We start from the raw sequence: 20,798 nt of genomic DNA on the forward strand, positions 1-20,798 counted from the left end.
ACCCGTCGGACCCACAAACCTGACTTGGCGAACCGTCGGACCCACAAACCCCGATTTGGCGCGAACCGTCAGACCCACAAACCCCTGAGACAATGTGATGGCGTTGGGCGGCGAATGCGTGTAAAAAGGACTGTATGAGTTACGTGTCGCAGTCGCCAGTACAAAACGCCATCAACAAGGCCAGCACCGATCTGTTCACCTTTGCCTACAGAAACGTCGCCAAGAAGGCGTTCTTCGCCATGCCGCCGGACAAGGCCCACGATACGATGATCGCCGGCTGTGCGGCCGCCGGTCACGTGCCGCCGCTGATGTGGCTGCTGCGTGAGATGCTCGACTACACCGATCCCGCGCTGGAGACCGAGGTCATGGGCATCCGCTTCCACAATCCCTTCGGTCTTTCCGCCGGACTCGACAAGGACTGCCAGCTGCCGACCGTACTGGACGCGGCCGGATTCGGCTTCGAGACCGTCGGATCGACGACCGCGCGCCCCTGCGCCGGCAACCCCCGCCCGTGGTTCCACCGCCTGCCCGACTACGGTTCGATGGTCGTGCACGCCGGGCTTGCCAACGACGGCTCCGAAAAGGTGATCGCCCGTGCGGAGAAGGCCTATACGACCGCGAAGACCATGAGGATGTCCGTGTCGATTGCCCGTACGAACGACGACCTGGTCGGCGACCTGGACGAGGGCATCGCCGACTACCGCACGTCGTTCGAACGCGCCGTCGGCCGTACGAACATGATTGAGGTCAACGTCTCCTGCCCGAACACCAAGGCCGGCGAGCCGTTCACCGACGACCCGAACAACCTCGACCGCCTGTTCGCCGAACTCGACAAGGTGGACCGTCCGCAGCCGGTGCTCGTCAAACTGCCGCTCAACAAGCAGTGGCCCGAGTTCAAGGAGCTGCTCGACGTGCTGGCCGACCACAACGTGCAGGGCGTCTCCATCGCGAACCTGCAGAAGGACCGCACCGGCATGGACGATGTGCCGGCCGACTGGCAGGGCGGCCTTTCCGGGTTGCCGTGCCGCAAACGCAGCGACGCCATGGTGGCGCAGACCTACCGCGAGTACGGCGACCGGTTCGCCATCGCCGGCATCGGCGGCGTGTTCACCCCGAGGCAGGCATATCTGAAGATTCGCGCCGGCGCTTCGCTGGTCATGTTCATCTCGTCGCTGATGTACTGCGGGCCGCAGAACATCACGACGTTGAAGCGCGGTCTGGTCGAACTGCTCCACGAGGACGGCTTCGACAACGTTGCCGAAGCCGTCGGCGTGGACGTGCAGTAGTTCTGGCTGTCAGAACGCGCCGCGGACGTACTGGTCGGGGTAGGGGGCCTGCTCGGTGGTGAGACCGAGCTTGTAGGCGGCACGCAACGGCCAGTACGGGTTGCGCAGCGCCGCACGTCCGATCTCCACGGCGTCGGCGTCACGGCGGTGGATGATCTTGTCGGCCTGCTTGGCCTTGGTGATGAGACCCACGGCCGTGGTGCGCACGTCGGCGCGCTTGCGAATCTGCTGCGCGAACGGCACCTGGTATCCCGGCTCTGCGGGGATGGTCACGCCGGGGACGATGCCGCCGGTCGAGACGTCGATGAGGTCGACGCCGTGGCCGCGCAGTACGCGGGCCGTCTCCACGGTCTGGTCGAGGTCCCAGCCGCCGGCGGCCCAGTCGGTGGCCGAGATGCGCACCAGCAGCGGCAGGGTGTCGGGCATGACGCTGCGCGCCGCGTCGGCGACCTCCACCAGCAGACGCATGCGACCGTCAAGTCCGCCGCCGTATTCGTCCGTGCGCTCGTTGGTCAGCGGATCGAGGAACTCACTGAGCAGATAGCCGTGCGCGGCATGGATTTCGATGGCCTGGAAGCCAGCCTTGACCGCGCGTTCCGTCGCGGCGCGGAATTGGTCCACGATGCCGTGAATCTCGTCGACGGTGAGTTCATGCGGCGTGGCGTAGTTGCCATACGGAATCGCCGACGGCGCGACGGTGCCCCATCCACCGGCCTCGGCGGGAATGCTCTGGCCTTGGTATCCGATGGAGAACGCGCCGGTGGAGCCCTTGCGTCCGGCATGGTTGAGCTGAATGGCCGGGACCGCGCCGGCGTTGCGGATGTCGTCGACGATCCAGCGCCATGCGGCGATCTGGTCGTCGTTCCACAGGCCGACGTCGTTGGGGGAGATGCGGCCCTCCGGACTGACCGCCGTGGCCTCGACGATCACCATGCCGAAGCCGCCGAGCGCGCGGGAGACGTAGTGCTGGTAGTGGAATGGCGTGGGCTTGCCGTCCTGCGCATAGACGGAGTAGGTGTCCATCGGCGGCAGCCAGATGCGGTTGCGGATGTCGACGCCGCGCAGCGCCAACGGGTCGAACAGATGCGGTTTCCTTGGCTTCTCGGCCATGTATCGTCTCCTTCACGACGAATGTCGTATGCCGATGCGGGCCGTTGCCACGGCCCGACGGTTCGTATACGACGGGTGCATATGAAAAAACAGGCGTAGAGTATTCCCCTACGCCTGTTCTACCACATGCCGTCGGCGGGCCGATTACTGGCCGGTCGTGCCGGATGTGGTACCCGATGTGGTACCTGATGTCGTACCCGAGGTGGTGCCGCCCGTCGTACCGGAGGTGCCACCCGTGGTGCCGGTGCCGGTGCCGGACGTGGCCCCGCCGGTGTTGCCGGTCGTACCGGAGGCGCCGCCGGTCGTGCCGGTGCCCGTGCCGCCCGTCGTGCCGGAGGACGAATTATCCGACGACCCCGAACTGGTGCCGGAACCTGACATGTCGCCCGTTCCGTAGTTGTTGTCGATCGGAATCTTGGCCGTGGAGAGATACGTCTCCATGAACTCCTTCCACGTCGGCAGGGCGATGTCGGAGCCGTACCAGGACGAACGGTAGACGCCGTTGATGGTGCCGTACAGCGATGTGCCGGAGTTCTCGGCGTTCGTGATGATGGCGAAGGCCGCCACCTGCGGCACGAAGCCGGACGTGGCCAGTGCGTTCTGCTCGCTCGTACCGGTCTTGGCGAAGGTCTTGCGGCCGCCGCTGAGCTGCGCGTCCTTGGCGATGCCCTGCGTGACGTTGAGGTTCATCGCGTAGGCGGTGGTCTGCGCCACGGCCGAGGAGACGGCCTGATGGCAGTTCGCGCTCGGCACCTTGAACGTCTTGCCGGCCGAGCTCGTCATCTTCGTGATGGCGATGGGCGTGCACTCCTTGCCGTTGGCCGCGATCGTGGCGTACACGTTCGCCATGGTCAGCGGGGACGCCGGCATGGTGCCGATGACCATGGACGGCGAGAGCTTCGAGATCGGCTGCCCGTCGGGGCGATGGTAGCCGAGCGTCTGCGCCATGTCGGCGATCGGCTTGAGGCCGATGATCTGCGCCATGGACGCCTGCGTGGTGTTGTGCGACTGGTTCAGCGCCTGCAGCGGGGTCTCCGGGCTCACGGTGCCGCCGCCCGAGTTCTGCAGCTCCCACACGTCGGTGGCGCGTCCGGCGCCGGGGAACGAGGAGACCGGATAGCTGGTGTACGTGGCCAGCGGTTCGTTGATGGAATGGCCGGACTTGACCCATGCCGCGAAGTTGATGGGCTTCCACGTCGAACCGATCTGGAAGCCGGTGCCGCCGCCGTCCTTCTGGTCGACCGCGTAGTTCATCGACGTCTTGGTGGTGCCCGGGGAGCCGGCCACGTCGTAGATGCGGTTCTGCGAGAGGGCCAGCACCTCGCCGGTGCCGGGCTTGATGGCCGCGATGATGTTCTCGTACCCGCTGGGGTCGTCGACCGGGAGGTTGTCGGTCACGGCCTTCCATGCGGCGTTCTGCGCGTTGACGTCCATCGTGGTGTAGATGTTGAGGCCGCCCTGCTTGATGAGGCGCTTGCGCTCCTTGAGCGTCTTGCCGTACAGCGTGGAGTTCTCGATCTGGTGCAGTGTGTAGTCGCAGAAGTACGCGGCGTTGCCTGCCGCCTGGCAGCCCACCGCCACGCTCTTCTTATGCAGCGTCTTGGCCAGCGGAATCTTCTTGGCAGCATCGGTCTTGGCCTTGGAGACGAAGCCCCATTCGCTCATGAGGTCGAGGGTGATGTTGCGCTGCTTCTCGGCCTCGGTGGGGTTGACCAGCGGGTCGTAGCTGGTCGGGTTCTTCGTGATGGCGGCGATCGTGGCCGACTCCACGAGGTTGAGGTCCTTGGCGCTCTTGGAGAAGTAGCGCTGTGCGGCGGTCTCCACGCCGTACACGTTCTTGCCGAACTGGGCGATGTTGAGGTAGCCCTGCAGGATCTCGGCCTTGCTGTATTTCTTCTCCAGTTCGACGGAGATGAGCATCTCGCGCAGCTTTCGCGCGATGGTCTCCTCCTGCGCGTGGTATGCGGCGATCGGGTCGTCGTCCTCCAGCGCCTGGTCGATGAGGATGTTCTTGACGTACTGCTGGGTGAGCGTCGATCCGCCCTGCGTGTCGCCCTTCTTGATGTACGTCTGCACGAACGCTCGCGCGATGCCCTGCGGATCGATGCCCGTGTGCTCGAAGAAGCGGTGGTCCTCACGGGCCACGACGGCCTTCTGCATGAGGTCGGAGATGTCCTTCAGCGGGACGATGATGCGGTTCTGCTCATAGAACGTGGCGATGACCGTCTTGCCGTCGCGCGCGTACATGCGCGACTGCTGCGGCAGGTCGGCGAGGTCGAAGTCGATGTCCTCGGCCTTGAGCTGCGCGGTCAGGCTCTTGGTCACGGTGTTGGCGCCGAATACGGCAGGAAGCATGAATCCTGATGCGACCACGCCGCCGGCGACGCAGAAGAGGAGGTAAGCCAGGATCAGCGTGAATACACGACGTGCTGTCTTTGGTTTCTTTTCGGGCATGGTGCCCATTGTAAAATGCCGACTCTACCTTTTATCACTGGGTTCCCAATCTCCACAGCACTGCCATTCCATAGGAATTTCCTGAAAGTTCGGTGAATGGGCCTTTGCCGTCCCCGGCGGGGTCGTGTGCCCCCTCCTGTCATCCTGAGTGGAGGGCAACCACCTCCCATTGTCATCCTGAGCGGAGGGCGTAAGCCCGGAGTCGAAGGATCTGATGCCTGTAGATTCTTCGACTCGCTCCGCTCGCTCAGGATGACAGGACGGGACACCCGTTCAGGATGACAAAGGGCGGATTCTGCGGGGTTCGTCTGACTCCCTTCCCCCGTGTCCGTTACTGGTGCGCCCTGCGGATGAGCTTGCCTGGTTGGTAGATGATGATGGTGCGGCCCTTGCGCGAAATCCACCCGCGCTGGGTGAACTCCATGAGCGCCTTGTTCACCGTCTCGCGCGAGGCGCCCACGAGCTGCGCCATCTCCTCCTGCGTCAGGTCGTGCGGCACCACGAGGCCGTCCTCGCTCGGCTCGCCGAACCGCTGCGCCAGGTCGATGAGCGTCTTCGCGAGGCGTCCCGGCACGTCGGCGAACACGAGGTCGGTGATGCGTTCGTTGTTCAGGCGGGCGCGGTTGCCCATCACCTGGAGCATGTCGATGGCCACGCGCGGATGCTCGTCCAGCCACGCGAAGATGGCGCTGCGCTCCAGCGAGGAGACGACGGTGCCGTTGGTCATGACGATGGCGGACGCGGTGCGCGGTCCGCCGGTCGGATCGAATACGGGAATCTCGCCGAGCACCTCGCCGCGGCCGTGGATGCTGAGCAGGTGGATGCGGTGGTCGCTTGACTCGCGGATGAGCTTCACCCTGCCGTTCTCCAGCAGGTACAGTCGATGATCCGTATCCCCCTCGCGGAACACCGCGTCGCCTTTAGCGTAGTATCGACGCTGAAGATGGGGGAGCAGCAAATCGGCCTCGTCGGGCCTTACCTGCTTGAAGAGGGCGGTGTGCAGAAGGGCATCGCGTTGATGTTCCATCTCACCTTCGCCGTTGTCGTGGATCACTAGGGTCCTCACCTCCGTGCTTCGTTGGTCTGGACAGAATAGACACCTAGAATATGTAGTCTACCTCGCCGGATGGGGAAACGCTGGGCGAATCATCGTCGTCCGTCGCCGCCATCGGGGCGGACGAACGACGTCGTCCGGCGTTTCCCCTTGTCCCGCGCATATGCGCGGCGGCGATGACGTGCGACAATACGATATGGCAAATGGCGGAAATCGCATGTCATGACGATGCATGACGCGATTCCGCGCGGGCGTGCATATACATAAAGACGTACATATATGGAGTGTGATGATGACGAAGTCGATGGACGGACGCGACGGTTCCTTGTCGGTCGTGGTGGTGATGCCCACGTATAACGAACGCGAGAACCTGCCCGTCACGCTGGGCGGGGTGTTCGACCACTGCCCCGACGTCCACGTGCTGGTCGTGGATGACGGCTCGCCGGACGGCACCGGCGAGCTGGCCGACGATATGGCCTCGCGCGACCACCGCATCCACGTGATGCACCGCCGTGAGAAGAACGGCCTCGGGCCGGCGTATCTGGCCGGCTTCCGCTGGGCGCTGGACCATGGCTACGATGTGGTCTGCGAGATGGACATGGACGGCTCGCACCGGCCGGCCGACCTGCCGCGTCTGCTGGATGTCGTATGCGGTGATGCGGACGTCGACCTGGTCATCGGCTCGCGTCGCGTGCCCGGCGGCGGCATGGAGGACTGGCCATGGTACCGCGATCTGATCTCGCGCGGCGGATCGTGGTATGCACGCACGATGCTGGGGCTGCGCGTCTACGACATGACCGCGGGGTTCCGGGCGTACCGGGCGTCGATGCTGCGGCGCATTGATTTTTCGGATGTGCAGGCCAGCGGATACGTCTTCCAGATCGATATGACGAGGCGTGTGGCCGCGGCCGGCGGCGTGATCCGAGAGGTGCCCATCACGTTCGTGCAGCGTGTCAGGGGCGTGTCGAAGATGAGTTCCGCCATTGTTGTGGAGGCGCTGTGGCGGGTGACGGTGTGGGGAATACGCCGCGTGTTCATTTAACTTTACTTTTTGAGTAGTTGTGTGCGATAATGTTACTATGATTTCCTCACAACGACAGCATGTGATTCTCAGCAGGCTGCGTACGCGCGGCGCTGTGCGTATCACGGCATTGAGCAAGGAGCTCGGCGTCTCATCAATGACGATCCGCCGAGACATCGCCGAGCTCGCGGACAAAGGCCTGCTCAAACGTGTCCACGGCGGTGCGGTCACGACCAGCACCCTGCTCGCTGAACCCCTCTTCTCCGTCAAATCACAGATGGACATCGGCCTCAAGGACGCCATCGCCCGGCAGGCCATCAACTACGTCTCGCCCGGCGACGTCATCGCCATCGGCGGCGGCACCACGGCCTACATCTTCGCCCAGCATCTGCTGGAAAGCGAGAACTCGTCCGGCATCACCATCCTCACGAACTCCATTCCCGTGGCCGAACTCGTGCAGGCCATGGAGAACAAGGACGCCGAGGTCATCGTCACCGGCGGCGTGCTCACCCGGTCGAACTCGCTGGTCGGGCCGATCGCCGACAAGGTCATCTCGTCGCTGCGCGTCAACACGCTGTTCCTCGGCACGCACTCCGTCTCGATGCCACGGGGCTTCCTGACGCCGAACTCGCTGGAATCAGCCACCGACGCGGCGCTCATCAACATCGCCGACCGCAAGATCGTGCTCGCCGACCATACGAAGTGGGACAACACGTCGTTGTCCATGTTCGCGAGCTTCGAATCCATCGACGTGCTCATCACCGACGACGGCCTCAACCCCGAATACGCCGAACAGGCAAAGGATTTGGTGAAGGAACTCGTCCTGGCCGCTCAGGGCGACACCGACAAGGAAAGAGAACAGCAATGACTGAATTCAATCAGTATGCGCCCGGAGACTATGCGAAGGAGCATATCCGCATCACACCCACCACGCTGGCGGATGGACGAGACTTCTTCTATCTCGACGACGACCCGGAATACGTGTCCGGGGCGAAGACCCGCGAACTCAAGGATCCGCGCCCGCTGGCCTACCGGTTCGCCAACCAGCTGAACGCCGCCGGCGAGGAGGTGCCCTACGCGGCCCCCGAGATGCGCCGCGACCCGCTGACCGGCGACTGGATCCCCATGGCCACCGCGCGCATGAACCGACCGATCACCGCCGGCCCCGGCGCCACCGCCAAGGGCAACCCGCTGGCCGCCCGCAAGCCCGGCGACCCGTACCAGGACGGCGAGGTGCCCGACACCGACTACAACGTCGTCGTGTTCGAGAACCGCTTCCCGTCGATGGTGCGCGTGCCCGGCCGCTCCGAGGACGTGACCTATGTGGACGGCAATCCGCTGTGGGAGAAGAAGATGGCCGCCGGACGCTGCGAGGTCATCTGCTTCGACCCGAACGAGCACGGCCTGCCCGCCGACCTGCCGGTCTCGCGACTGCGCACGGTCGTCGAGGCGTGGGCGTTCCGCACCGCCGAGATCTCCGCCATGGACGGCATCGAGCAGATCTTCCCGTTCGAGAACCACGGCGCCGAGATCGGCGTCTCGCTTGCCCACCCGCACGGCCAGGTCTACTGCTACCCGTTCATCGCACCGAAGATGGAAGCCGAGCTCAAGCATACCGAGGCCTACCATGAGAAGACCGGCGGCAACCTGCTCAAGGACCTCATGAACGCCGAGCTGGAGGCCAAGGAACGCGTGGTCATGCGCAACCACAGCTGGGTCGCCTACGTGCCGGCCGCCGCCCGCTGGCCTCTGGAGGTGCATGTGGCCCCGGTGCGCGACGTGCTCACGCTCGACCAGCTCAACGACCAGGAGCGCTGGGACCTGGCGTCCATGTACTCGCACCTGCTCAAGCGTGGCAACGCGTTCTTCGACAAGGGCGACGGCAAGGGCATGGACCTGCCGTACATCGCCGCCTGGCATCAGGCGCCGATTCACGACCCGCGCCGCGAGAACTACCGCCTGAACCTGCAGTTCTTCAGCTTCCGCCGCGCCGCCAACAAGATCAAGTACCTCGCCGGCTCCGAGTCCGGCATGGCCGCCTGGATTTCCGACACGACGCCGGAGCTCATCGCCAAGCGCTTCCACGAGCTCGGCGACGTCGACATCGACTAGGTGCCGTCTACCCCCTCACCGTCATCCGGGGTGGGGCTGCGGCTTGTCCCGACCGTCATCCGGGGCGGGCTGCGGCTTATCTCAATCGTCATCCGGGCCGGGGCGGCGCCTATCCCAACTGTCATCCTGAGCTGCGGCCTATCCCAACTGTCATCCTGAGCGGAGCCGCGTAGCGGCGGAGTCGAAGGATCTCGCCCCCGCTGGCTTCTGATTCTTCGACTCCGGCCGAGGCTGTCGTCCGGGATGACGGGAGGTCGTCCAATCGTCGCCCGGGATGACATAAGACGTCCTATTTCGCTCGGGATGTGAGCGACGATTCATCAATCGCACATATACGCACAATGTTGTGAGAATCGTATGCTTTATGCGCGCCGCGAATTGCGTTATCGCGGATTATGTGACTATACTTGTCGATAAGCGAACAAAACTTAACATACCCAAACATTATCTGTTTGATAATGGAATGGCGTGTTATCGGCGAACGCCATATGTTCGGGTATGAATGCCATGCTGCGAGGAAGGAGAATCATGGCGAACGTAGAATTCATTGCCCCGATCGAGGCGGACGAAGGCGTCTCCCGCGTTACGGAACTGTTCGAGAAGGCGTTTGGCGAGAAGCCGGAGGGCGTGTGGAGCGCCCCGGGCCGCGTGAACCTCATCGGTGAGCACACCGACTACAACGCCGGCCTGTGCCTGCCGATCGCGCTGCCGCACCGCACGTTCATCGCGCTGAAGCCGCGCACCGACACCATCGCCCGCGTGGTGTCCGAGATCAGTCCCGACGAGGTCGTCACCGCGGACCTTGACGGTCTCAAGGCCCGCGGCGTCGACGGATGGGGCGCCTACCCAATCGGCGTGGCATGGGCGCTGCGTGAAAAGGGCTTCAACGTGCGTGGATTCGACGCCGCGTTCGTCTCCTGCGTGCCGCTCGGCTCCGGCCTGAGCTCGTCGGCCGCCATGACCTGCTCCACCGCGCTCGCCTTGGACGACGTGTACGGCCTGGGCTACGGCCAGTCCGACGCCGGCCGTGTGACGCTCATCAACGCCGCCATCAAGTCGGAGAACGAGATGGCCGGCGCCTCCACCGGCGGCCTCGACCAGAACGCGTCCATGCGCTGTGAGGAGAACAAGGCGTTGCTGCTCGACTGCCGCCCCGAGCTGACGCCGTTGGAGAACGTCTCGCAGCAGGCGTTCGACCTCAAGGCCAACAAGCTCGAACTGCTCGCCCTCGACACGCAGGCGCCGCATCAGCTCAACGACGGCCAGTACGCCGAACGCCGCGCCACCTGCGAGAAGGCCGCCGAGATCCTCAAGGTGCCGAACCTGCGCTACTGCGCCGACGGCATCATGAAGGCCGGCGACCCGTTCCAGTCGCTCAAGGAGACCTTGGACGCCCTGCCGGACGATGTGATGAAGAAGCGCGTGCGCCACGTCGTCACCGAGATCGAACGTGTGCGCAGCTTCGTGCACGCGTTCGCCAACAACGACATCGAAGAGGCCGGACGCCTGTTCAACGCCTCGCATGATTCGCTGGCCACCGATTATGAGGTGACCGTGCCCGAACTGGATGTGGCCGTGGATGTGGCCCGCCATAACGGCGCCTACGGTGCGCGCATGACCGGTGGCGGCTTCGGCGGCTCCATCATCGCGCTGGTGGATGAGGGCAGGAGCGAGGAGGTCGCGCAGAAGATCGCCGACGAATTCGCCCGCCGAGGCTTCCACGCCCCGCGTGCGCTTGCGGCCGTGGCCAGCTCGTCCGCATCCCGCAACGCCTGATTGGCGCTGAAAGCAATCAGCGTGGCTTGGACAGTCCTGTGGACTGTCCAAGGCCGCTGCGGAGAGGTTTTCCTGATGCGGTTAACCGGCAATATTCATCTTCTGGGGTGATTCATGGAGCCGGAGCCGCGTATCTCCATCTTCTGGGGTGATTACAAACGAGAGCCGGGGTATTGACGTTGGAATCCCAATGCCAATACCCCGGCTCTCGTCTCTCGTCACCCCAGAAGATAAGGATAGGTGCCTGGACAAGGGGCGGGACCTGCTTCAGGGGAGAAAAGTCCCGTTCATGAACGGCGCTCAGCGGTAGGAGTGCTGGCGGTCGCGCTTGGTGGAGTGGTGGTGCTTGCCCGAGGCGTCCCTGTCGTAGCCGCGGCCGTTGCGGCCCCCGCGACGGAAATCATCCTGACGGTCGCGACGGTCCTTCCTCTCGAAACGGTTCCTGCGGAATCCACCGTTTTCGAAGCGGTCGAAATCCCGTTCGGAACGGTTCCGGCGTCCACCGCGTGAGAAACCGTCACGGCGGTCGTCGTTGCGGCGGTCCTTGCGGTAGTCGTCACGGTCGAAGCGACCCTTGCGCCCGCCACGGTCGAAGCGTTCGTCACCGCGGCCGAACCGCTCGCGACGGTCGAAATCACGGTCGAAACGGTCGTGCTTGAAGTCCCTGCGTCCTCCACGGCGGTCGTCGGCGTAGGCGAACCGGTCGTCGTCACGCCCATGGTCACGGCGACCACGGAACGGACGGTCGCCACGGCGGTCATCCCGGCGGCGCTCGCCACGGCCCCGGTCGTCGAAGCGACGGCCGCCACGGAACCCACGCCCATCGCCGCGACGGCCCTTCTTCTTCGCACCGTTGTCCAGCATCGGCAACGTCCAGTCGTCGACCAGCGGCGCCTTCTCGCCGACCAGCTCCAGCACTTCGGGGGATTCCGCCGTCACACGCACGAACTTGCAGTCGATGCCGGCGCGGCGCAGCATGCGGGCCGTGCCTCGACGCTGATGCGAGGTGACCAGCGTCACCACGTCGCCGTCCTTGCCGGCGCGCGCGGTGCGGCCGGAACGATGCAGGAACGACTTCGGATCGCGCGGCGGGTCGATCTGCACGACCAGTTCCACGCCGCTGATGTCCATGCCTCGCGCCGCCACATCGGTGGCCACCATCACATGCACCTCGCCCGAACGGAACGCGCGCATGTTGCGTTCGCGCAGGCTCTGCGAAAGATCACCCTGCAACTCGGCCGTCGGAATGCCCGCCGCGATCAGACGCGCCGTCAGCTCGGTGGCGAAGCTCTTCGTGCGCGTGAACATGATGCGCTTGCCCGTGCCCGACGCCAACGCCTCGACCACGCCCGGCTTGTCCTTCGCGGACACCTGGAACACATGCTGCGTCATCGTCGCCACCTGCGCGGTGGCGGAATCGATCTCATGCACCTTCGGCTCATGCAGGAAACGCTTCACCAGCGAATCGATGTCGTTGTCGAGCGTGGCCGAGAACAGCATGTGCTGGCAGTCCTCCGGTACCTGTTCGAGCAGCTTGGTGACCTCGGGCAGGAAGCCCATGTCGGCCATCTCGTCGGCCTCGTCGATCACCACGACCTCCACGTCGTCAAGACGGCAGCGGTGCTGGTTGATGAGGTCCTGCAGGCGGCCCGGGCAGGCCACCACGATGTCGGTGCCGCGACGCAGGTCGTTGACCTGACGGTTCTGGCGCACGCCGCCGTAGACGGTCGTCGTCTTCATATGGCGGGCGTCGGCGAGCATCGACACCACGTCGTTGATCTGATTGACCAGCTCGCGCGTGGGGGCGAGGATCAGCGCGCGCGGACGCGTCGGCGTCGCACGCTGGGAGATCCGCGCGACCAGCGGAATCGAATACGCGAGCGTCTTACCGGAACCGGTCGCGCCGCGGCCGAGGATGTCACGGCCCTTGAGCGAATCCGGCAGCGTATCGGCCTGGATGGGGAACGCGCGGGTCTTGCCGTCGTCCGCGAGCGCGCGGACGATCGGCTTCGGCACGCCGAGCTCGAAGAACGTGGGCTGGGGGGGTTCGGCAGGGGCCGTCGTCTCGTCGTTATCGGTGGTTGTTTCGGTAATCGTCGTCTCTTCGGTGACGCCCTCGATGGGCATATTGATATCGGACACTATTGCCTTTCGGAAATCAAGAAAGCGTTATACAACACGGCGGGCATGCTCCCGCCTCGGAATATCGCGATTCAAACCGTTTATCGCGATACATATATCGACCTCATGCGCGCGAGATCGCCGCATACTTGCCCACAACGAACGATAGGGAAAGCGGTCGCCTGAATGTGCCCCGATGATGAAATCAGCGATGCCGGGTGCTTTCGTGTCCCGGACGAGAAAACATTATATGGGGAAGTGCGGATGTCGGCGCGTTGCGCGGCATCCAATTCACGAATCGCCAGATACCCCTCAAAATCATGCAAAAATCGGCAGTAACTGATGATTCGTGAATTGGCGAGCCTAGTATGCAACCATGGCAACAATCGACATGACCGAAGGCAGACCGACACCGCATCTCGTGAACTACGCCGTTCCGCTGGTGTTGACCAACGTCTTCCAACTGTCGTACAACGCGCTCGACGCCATCATCGTCGGCCGGTTCATCGGCAAGGAGGCGCTCGCCGCCACCGGCATGGCCAGCCCGATCATGAACCTGCTGATCCTCGGCATCTCGGGCCTGACGATGGGCGCCGGCGTGCTGATGAGCGAATACTACGGCGCGAAGAACCTTTCACGCCTGCGACGCGAGATGTCGACGACCATCATCTCCGGGTTGATCGTGTCGGTTGCCGTCGCCGCATTGGGATTCGCGCTGACCGTGCCGCTGCTGCGCGTATTGAACGTTCCTGCGGAAGCGTTCGCGATGACCAGGACGTACCTGCGCATCACGTTCCTCGGCGTGCCGTTCACGTATTGCTATAACGCGCTCGCCGCCGCGCTGAAAAGCGCCGGCGATTCGAAGACCCCGCTGGTGTTCCTCAGCATCGCATTGACGGTCAACGGCCTGCTGGACTTCGTCTGCATCGGATTCCTCGGCTTCGGCATCGACTGGGCGGCCACGACCGACGTCATCGCGCAGGCGCTCGCCATGACGATGACCGCCGTGTTCATGGCGTGGAGGATGCCCGACTTCCGTATTCGGCGGGACGAATTCGGCATAGACCTCGCGTTGCTGCGCACGACGTGGGAGTATGGTTCGGTCACGGCGCTGCAGCAGTCGATTCAGCCGATCGCCAAGCTGCTCATTCAGGGCGCGGTCAATTCGTTGGGCGTGGATGTGATCGCCGCGTTCAACGCCGTCACGCGTGTGGATGATTTCGCGTTCACGCCGCAGCAGAGCATTTCGCACGGCATCACGACGTATGTGGCGCAGAACCGCGGCGCCGGGAGGACTGATCGCATCCGTCCCGGATTCCGTGCGGGACTTCGCTTGGAATTCTTCTATTGGATTCTCATCGGATTGGTCGTGTTGCTGCTGCACCGGCCGATCATGCACCTGTTCGTGACCGCCGACCAGACGCGCGTCGTCGACCTGGGCAGCCAGTATCTGACGACGATGGCGTTGTTCTATATCTTCCCGTCGTTCACCAACGGCATCCAGGGGTTCTTCCGCGGCATGGGGAACATGTCGGTCACGCTGGTCTCCACGTTCATCCAGGCGTCGTTGCGTGCGGTGTTCACGTGGGTGTTGATCGGATCGCTGGGCATGTACGGCATCAGTTTCGCATGCGCGATCGGATGGAGCGCCATGCTGCTGTTCGAGGTGCCGTACTACGTCATGTACATGAGGAAGCGCGGAATGCTGGGGGCGAGCCGTTCTTTGTCGTCCTGAGCGGAAGGCACGACTCCCGGGGCAGCCACCGTCGTCCTGAGCGGAAGGCACAGCTCCCGGGACAGCCACCGTCGTCCTGAGCGGAGGGCACAGCTCCGGGGTGATTGTTGTCATCCTGAGCGGAGGGCGAAGCCCGGAGTCGAAGGATCTTGCGCCACTGGTCGGTTCCGGATCCTTCGACTCCGCCGCAACCGGCTCCGCTCAGGATGACGGGAGACAGGAGGGGTTGCTCGACGGTTGTTCGTCAGTTCTTGAAGCTGTGGATCGGGGCGGGGATGCGGCCGCCGCGGGTCACGAACGCCTCGCAGCCCGTCTGGTTGACGGGCATGATCGGCGCATAGCCCATGAGGCCGCCGAAGTTCGCCATCTCGCCCACGCCCTTGCCGGCCACGGGAATCACGCGCACGGCCGTGGTCTTCTGGTTCACCATGCCGATGGCCGCCTCGTCGGCGATCATGCCGGAGATCGTGGCGGCGGACGTGTCGCCGGGGATGGCGATCATGTCGAGGCCGACCGAGCACACGCAGGTCATGGCCTCGAGCTTCTCGATCGTCAGGCAGCCGGATGTGGCGGCGTCGATCATGTTCTTGTCCTCGGAGACGGGGATGAACGCGCCGGACAGGCCGCCGACGTACGACGACGCCATGATGCCGCCCTTCTTCACCTGGTCGTTGAGCATGGCCAGCGCGGCCGTCGTGCCGGGCGCGCCAACCTGTTCGAGGCCGATCTTCTCCAGCACCTCGCCGACCGAATCGCCCACGGCCGGCGTCGGGGCCAGCGACAGGTCGATGATGCCGAACGGGATGCCGAGACGGCGCGACGCCTCCTGCGCCACCAGCTGGCCCACGCGCGTGATCTTGAACGCGGTGCGCTTGATGGTCTCGCACAGGAACTCGAAGTCCTTGCCCTTGGCGGCATCGAGCGCACGGGAGACGACACCCGGGCCGGAGACGCCCACGTTGATGACGGCGTCGCCCTCGGTCACGCCATGGAATCCGCCCGCCATGAACGGGTTGTCGTCCGGCACGTTGCAGAACGCCACGAACTTCACGCAGCCGTAGGAGTCGTTGTCCTTCGTGAGCTCGGCCGTGTCCTTGATGATGTGGCCGAGCAGTTCGACCGCGTTCATGTCGATGCCGGTCTTCGTGGAGCCGACGTTCACCGACGAGCACACGAGGTCGGTCTCGGCGAGCGCCTTGGGCAGCGACCTGATGAGCAGCTCCTCGGCCGGGGTCATGGCCTTCGAGACCAGTGCGGAATAGCCGCCGATCAGGTCGACGCCGACCTTCTTGGCCGCGTTGTCGAGCGCGTGCGCGATTTTGACGAAGTCGTCGCTCGTCTTGCACGAGCTGGCGCCGACCAGCGAGATCGGCGTGACGGTGATGCGCTTGTTGACGATCGGGATGCCGTAGTCGCGGCTGATCTCCTCGCCGGTCTTCACCAGGTCCTTGGCATACGACGTGATCTTGTTGTAGACGTTGTCGCAGACGGTGTCCACGTCGGCGGCCGCGCAGTCGAGCAGACTGATGCCCATCGTGATGGTGCGCACGTCGAGCTTCTCCTGCTCGATCATCTGATTGGTCTCGTGGACCTCCATGATATTCAGCATGGTATGTAATCCCTTCCCGCGGCGCGTATCACACGCGGTGCATCTTGGTGAAGATCTCCTCGCGCTGGCAGCGGATGCGCACGCCGATGTCGTCGCCGAGATCCTCGAGATTGCCGACCATGGCGCTGAAATCCTTGTCGGATTCGGAATAGTCGACGATCATCATCATGTTGAAGAAGCCGTCGATGATGGTCTGCGAGATGTCGAGCACGTTCACGTGGTGCTTCGACAGATACGTGCAGACGCGGGCGATGATGCCGACCGTGTCCTGACCGACGACGGTGATGATTGCCTTGTTCATGAAGTCTCCCTTAAGACCGTACAACCGTTGAATCCATCCCGGCTGAAAACACCGGACCTTTCCAGTTTACCCGCCGTTTCCCTGCCGTGCCGGCGAAGTCTCAATTGACTGGCACGGCAGGGACCTCGTTGGTTTCCTCGCCGCTCGATGAATCGCGGCTCGCGGCGCTACAAAACAGTCTGTCGACTGTTTTGCTTCACGCGCCGGTTCCTGTCGGCATCCTTCGGATGCTGTTTCCTCGCCGCTCGATGAATCGCGGCTCGCGGCGCTACAAAACAGTCTGTCGACTGTTTTGCTTCACGCGCCGCCAGCGAAATTGAGCTGGCGCCAGGCTTCGTAGATGGCGATGGAGGCGCAGTTCGTGAGGTTCAGGCTGCGCAGGCTCGGACGCATCGGCAGCCGCACCTGCTCCGCCACATGCGGCCCCTCCATGATGTCCATCGGATCGGGGATGTTGCCCGGCTCGGGGCCGAACAGCAGGATGTCGGTCGGCTTGTATTCGATGTCCGTGTACAGCTTGGTGGCGTGCGCGGTGAACGCGATGATGCGCGAGTTCGGCATCGACTCCACGAGGTTGTCGAAGTTCGGATGCAGCACCACATGCGCCATGTCGTGGTAGTCGAGGCCCGCGCGGCGCAGCTTCGTGTCGCGCAGGTTGAAGCCCAGCGGCTCCACGAGATGCAGGATCGTGCCGGTCACCGCGCACAGGCGGATGGCCGAACCCGTGTTGCCGGGGATGCGCGGCGAGTAGTAGCACAGGTGCGGGGTGACGGTCTCGGCCTCGGCGGCCTTCTCGGCGGACAGCATGGCGTCCACCACGCTGATCGGATTGCCGTGGGCGTCGGTCACGAGTTCGTCGGGGCCGTAGTTCGACTTGCGGTAGCCGTATTCGAACATCTTCTCGACCTTGGACTCAGGGTCGGTGCCGTTGTTCTCGGCGGGATTCGTGGGGTTCTGTTCCGTATTCACAATCGTCAAGGATAGAAACGCCAAACGACACGGGCCTCATACGGGCAGGCACCTGAATCCGCGCCGTCGCATGGTGTTGGCATGGTTGCAGTGATGCAGGAAGAACATATCGACAACGCCCGCGAACCGATTCGCGCACGCCTGGCCGCATGGTGGGAGGCCAACGCCCGTGACCTGCCATGGCGGTTCGGGCGCGCGACCCCGTGGGGTGTGCTCGTCTCCGAGGTCATGAGCCAGCAGACGCAGATGAGCCGCGTCGTGCCGTACTGGACCGATTGGATGCGCGCCTGGCCCGACGCCGCCGCGCTCGCCAAGGCGTCCACCGCCGAGGTCATCACCGCGTGGGGGCGTCTCGGATATCCCCGTCGCGCGCTGCGCCTGCAGGAATGCGCCCGCGTCGTCGCCGACCGGTACGGCAACGTGCTGCCCGACGACCATGACACGCTGCTGTCCCTGCCCGGCATCGGCGACTACACGGCCAGCGCCGTATCAAGCTTCGCGTTCGGCCGCCGCGTCGCCGTCATCGACACCAACATCCGCCGCGTGCTCTCCCGCGTGCTGCTCGGCGTCGAATCGCGTGGCGGCGCCGCCACGCGATTCGAACGCGACCTCGCCAACGACGTCCTGCCCGCCGACGTCGCGAAGTCGGTCATATGGAACCAGTCGGTCATGGAGCTCGGTGCCGTCGTCTGCACGGCGAAGAAACCGATGTGCGAGATCTGTCCCATATCCGAACAGTGCGCGTTCCTCGCCGCCGGCCTGCCCGGACTGGGGGAGCGGCGCACCCGGCCCCGCCAACGGTTCCAAGGCACCGACCGTCAGGTGCGCGGCATCATATTGCAGGCGCTTCGTCGGCGGCATGGCGCCGACGGCGCGTCCGCCGGCGTGCCACGCGCCGAAATCGAATCATTGTGGGCCGACCAGGGCCAGCTCGCCGCATGCATCGCCTCGCTCGACGACGACGGCCTCATCGACATCCTGCCGGACGGTTCTCTGACGCTGCCGCGGTGACGTCACGATGACGCCGCGACCGCCGTGACGGCGTCGTCGTCGTTCATGATGTGGAAATGCCGCTAGGAATCGTCTGGCACGGCAACGATCGCCGCCGGACGCCCCTACACTCGGAGGCATGGCAAAAAAGGCGAGGAACATCAGCAGACGGCAGCAGCAGATCTATCGTCGTCGCCGCATCGTGGCGGCGATTCTTTTGGTGGCGGTCCTCGCCGTCTTCGGCGGACTGATCTACGGCGCGGTCTCGGGCATCCGTCATCTCGCCGGGAGCACGAGCTCCGCCTCCGCGTCGTCATCGCAGACGGCCTCCGGCACCGTATCGCCGTCGGACGGCAAAACGGACACGAAAACCACGGCCGGCGTCCCCGACTGCGGTGGCAGCGACGTCACCCTGACCCTGACATCCGACGTGACGACCGTCGGCGTCGGCGGCACGGTCAACTTCAAGGCGACGATACTGCACGGCGGCAAGACCGACTGCCTCATCAACGCGGCGAACGACTCCCGCGTGCTGACCATCACATCCGGCAACGAGACCATATGGCGGTCCGACTCATGCCCGGCCGATTCACGGCAGCTGCTCATGACCGGCTCCGACAAGGACATCCAGTCCGTCGTATGGAACACCAACCGCACCGGCAAGAAATGCGCGGAGGACGGCTCACTGCCGCACGTCGACGCCGGCACCTACGTGGCGATGCTCAGTCTCAAGGACAACGCCGCCGTGAAATCCGACCCCCTCACCATCACCGTGCAGTAGGGGATACCGGCATCTACCGACGTTCCACGCCCAGCGCCTTCAACGCGCGCGACACCGAATCGGCCTCGATGACCGTCAGCCCGTCGATGACGACGGGTTTCGCACCCCTGCGCCGCTTCGGCGTCACCACATGAGTGAACCCCAGACGGGCCGCCTCGCGAAGCCGGTATTCCAGACGCGGCACCGGGCGAATCTGCCCCGTCAGCGAGATCTCGCCGATCGCCGCATAATCGCGGGGGATGGGACTATGGAACGCAGCGCTCGACAACGCCGCCGCAATGGCCAGATCGCAGGCCGGTTCCTTCGCCAGGCCGCCGGCGATCGTGGAGATGTACAGGTCGTTGGTCAGCAACGGAATCTTCCCATGCCGGTACAGCACGGCCACCAGCATGGCCAGACGATTGGAATCGATGCCGTTCGTCGCGCGTCGCGGCGTCGGCAGCACCGAATTCGTGACCAGCGCCTGCACCTCGATGGGCAGGCTGCGATGGCCGTCCACGGTGAACGTCACGCACGTGCCCTCGGTCGGCTTGTCGGAATCCGACAGGAACAGCGCGCCCGGATTGGCGACCTCGTCGATGCCTTCGCCGCCCATGTCGAAGCAGCCGACCTCGTCGGTCGGTCCGAAACGGTTCTTGACCGCGCGCAGCATGCGCAGCGCCGTCTGCGAGTCGCCCTCGAACTGGCAGACCACGTCCACCAGATGCTCGAGCGTGCGCGGCCCGGCGATGGAGCCGTCCTTCGTGACATGGCCCACCAGCAGCACGGGGATGTCGCGCGTCTTGGCCACGTCGATGAGCGCGCTCGCCACCTCGCGCACCTGCGTGGAGCCGCCGGAGATGCCCTCGACGTCCTGCGAGATGATGGTCTGCGCCGAATCGACGATGGCCAGCTCCGGATTCACCTGCTCGATGAGGCCCAGCACCGTGGCAAGGTCCGTGGTCGATGCGAGCAGCAGGTTCTCGTTGACGGCGTCGATGCGGCTGGCGCGCATGCGCACCTGCGACGTGGACTCCTCGCCGGAGACGTAAAGCACCTTGCCGTCGCCGCGCGCCGCCACCCGGCCGGCCGTCTCCAGCAGCAGCGTCGACTTGCCGATGCCGGGCTCGCCGGCCACCAGCACCACCGAACCGGGCACGATGCCGCCGCCCAGCACCCGGTCGAACTCGCCGAAGCCGGTGGGCACGCGGGTCACGTCCTGCGTATCGACATCGGTGATCGGGGTGATCATCGTCTCGGGCACGTGCGTGGCCGCGGTGCGGGATATCGCCGCGGCGCCGACGCCTCCGCGCGCGCCGGCGGCACCGGACGCGACGGTCGTCCTCGACCTGGCGGCGGCACGCGGACGGGCCTCGTGGAATTCCTCGACCGTGCCCCATTCGCCGCATTCCGGGCATCGTCCGAACCATTTCGCGCCGCTCCACCCGCATTCGGAGCACAGATACCGGGTCGATGATTTCGCCATGACGCCAACGCTAT

General features: G+C 64.6%; 16 protein-coding genes. 8 read left to right on the forward strand and 8 right to left on the reverse strand.

Annotated elements, in window-relative coordinates:
- Positions 1-134 precede the first annotated feature (134 nt).
- The gene (locus tag KIH77_RS02530) at positions 135-1,286 is read left to right on the forward strand and encodes a quinone-dependent dihydroorotate dehydrogenase (RefSeq protein WP_219099503.1); all 1,152 of its coding nucleotides are present in this window, start codon (positions 135-137) and stop codon (positions 1,284-1,286) included.
- A gap of 9 nt (positions 1,287-1,295) precedes the next feature.
- On the opposite strand, the gene KIH77_RS02535 is transcribed toward KIH77_RS02530, so the two are convergent.
- The 3 genes from KIH77_RS02535 to KIH77_RS02545 all read right to left on the reverse strand — a co-directional run bounded on the left by KIH77_RS02535 (position 1,296) and on the right by KIH77_RS02545 (position 5,877).
- A complete protein-coding gene (locus tag KIH77_RS02535; protein WP_219099504.1) occupies positions 1,296-2,396 on the reverse strand; it encodes an NADH:flavin oxidoreductase/NADH oxidase in 1,101 nt (366 codons plus the stop codon).
- 144 nt (positions 2,397-2,540) lie between these two features.
- Entirely contained in the window at positions 2,541-4,859 is a 2,319-nt protein-coding gene (locus KIH77_RS02540; protein WP_372445345.1) for a transglycosylase domain-containing protein, read from the reverse strand.
- A 322-nt stretch (positions 4,860-5,181) separates the two neighbouring features.
- Positions 5,182-5,877, reverse strand: coding sequence for a Crp/Fnr family transcriptional regulator (locus KIH77_RS02545; protein ID WP_109136602.1), 696 nt, complete (start codon positions 5,875-5,877; stop codon positions 5,182-5,184).
- A gap of 316 nt (positions 5,878-6,193) precedes the next feature.
- Between KIH77_RS02545 and KIH77_RS02550 the strand changes: the two genes are divergently transcribed.
- From KIH77_RS02550 to galK, 4 genes are all read left to right on the forward strand, one after another.
- Complete coding sequence (locus KIH77_RS02550) at positions 6,194-6,946, forward strand: polyprenol monophosphomannose synthase (RefSeq protein WP_236024404.1); 753 nt, start codon at positions 6,194-6,196, stop codon at positions 6,944-6,946.
- 37 nt (positions 6,947-6,983) lie between these two features.
- Positions 6,984-7,793, forward strand: coding sequence for a DeoR/GlpR family DNA-binding transcription regulator (locus tag KIH77_RS02555; RefSeq protein ID WP_219099506.1), 810 nt, complete (start codon positions 6,984-6,986; stop codon positions 7,791-7,793).
- Positions 7,790-9,037, forward strand: a complete 1,248-nt coding sequence (galT, locus tag KIH77_RS02560; RefSeq protein ID WP_219099507.1) for a galactose-1-phosphate uridylyltransferase — start codon at positions 7,790-7,792, stop codon at positions 9,035-9,037. Before KIH77_RS02555 ends, galT begins: the two co-directional genes overlap by 4 nt.
- Positions 9,038-9,565: 528 nt before the next feature.
- A complete protein-coding gene (galK, locus tag KIH77_RS02565) occupies positions 9,566-10,813 on the forward strand; it encodes a galactokinase (protein ID WP_219099508.1) in 1,248 nt (415 codons plus the stop codon).
- A 300-nt stretch (positions 10,814-11,113) separates the two neighbouring features.
- Here galK and KIH77_RS02570 read toward each other — a convergent pair whose 3' ends face one another.
- Positions 11,114-12,955, reverse strand: a complete 1,842-nt coding sequence (locus KIH77_RS02570; protein WP_308283153.1) for a DEAD/DEAH box helicase — start codon at positions 12,953-12,955, stop codon at positions 11,114-11,116.
- Between the two features lie 355 nt (positions 12,956-13,310).
- Between KIH77_RS02570 and KIH77_RS02575 the strand changes: the two genes are divergently transcribed.
- Entirely contained in the window at positions 13,311-14,669 is a 1,359-nt protein-coding gene (locus KIH77_RS02575; protein ID WP_219099509.1) for an MATE family efflux transporter, read from the forward strand.
- 244 nt (positions 14,670-14,913) lie between these two features.
- Here KIH77_RS02575 and KIH77_RS02580 read toward each other — a convergent pair whose 3' ends face one another.
- The 3 genes from KIH77_RS02580 to KIH77_RS02590 form a co-directional block, all read right to left on the reverse strand.
- Positions 14,914-16,278, reverse strand: a complete 1,365-nt coding sequence (locus KIH77_RS02580) for a PFL family protein (RefSeq protein WP_219099510.1) — start codon at positions 16,276-16,278, stop codon at positions 14,914-14,916.
- A 28-nt stretch (positions 16,279-16,306) separates the two neighbouring features.
- A complete protein-coding gene (locus KIH77_RS02585) occupies positions 16,307-16,579 on the reverse strand; it encodes an ACT domain-containing protein (RefSeq protein ID WP_094664857.1) in 273 nt (90 codons plus the stop codon).
- A gap of 297 nt (positions 16,580-16,876) precedes the next feature.
- A complete protein-coding gene (locus KIH77_RS02590) occupies positions 16,877-17,476 on the reverse strand; it encodes a tRNA (cytidine(34)-2'-O)-methyltransferase (RefSeq protein WP_236024414.1) in 600 nt (199 codons plus the stop codon).
- A gap of 165 nt (positions 17,477-17,641) precedes the next feature.
- Here KIH77_RS02590 and KIH77_RS02595 point away from each other — a divergent pair, with 165 nt between their 5' ends.
- The gene (locus tag KIH77_RS02595; protein WP_219099512.1) at positions 17,642-18,559 is read left to right on the forward strand and encodes an iron-sulfur binding domain-containing protein; all 918 of its coding nucleotides are present in this window, start codon (positions 17,642-17,644) and stop codon (positions 18,557-18,559) included.
- A gap of 118 nt (positions 18,560-18,677) precedes the next feature.
- Positions 18,678-19,319 carry a hypothetical protein gene (locus KIH77_RS02600; RefSeq protein WP_219099513.1) on the forward strand — a complete coding sequence of 214 codons (642 nt, stop codon included), beginning with the start codon at positions 18,678-18,680 and terminating at the stop codon, positions 19,317-19,319.
- 13 nt (positions 19,320-19,332) lie between these two features.
- Here KIH77_RS02600 and radA read toward each other — a convergent pair whose 3' ends face one another.
- A complete protein-coding gene (gene radA / locus KIH77_RS02605) occupies positions 19,333-20,784 on the reverse strand; it encodes a DNA repair protein RadA (protein WP_219099514.1) in 1,452 nt (483 codons plus the stop codon).
- Positions 20,785-20,798: the final 14 nt, after the last annotated feature.

The sequence above is a fragment of the Bifidobacterium pluvialisilvae genome (assembly GCF_019331695.1).
Taxonomy (GTDB): domain Bacteria; phylum Actinomycetota; class Actinomycetes; order Actinomycetales; family Bifidobacteriaceae; genus Galliscardovia; species Galliscardovia pluvialisilvae.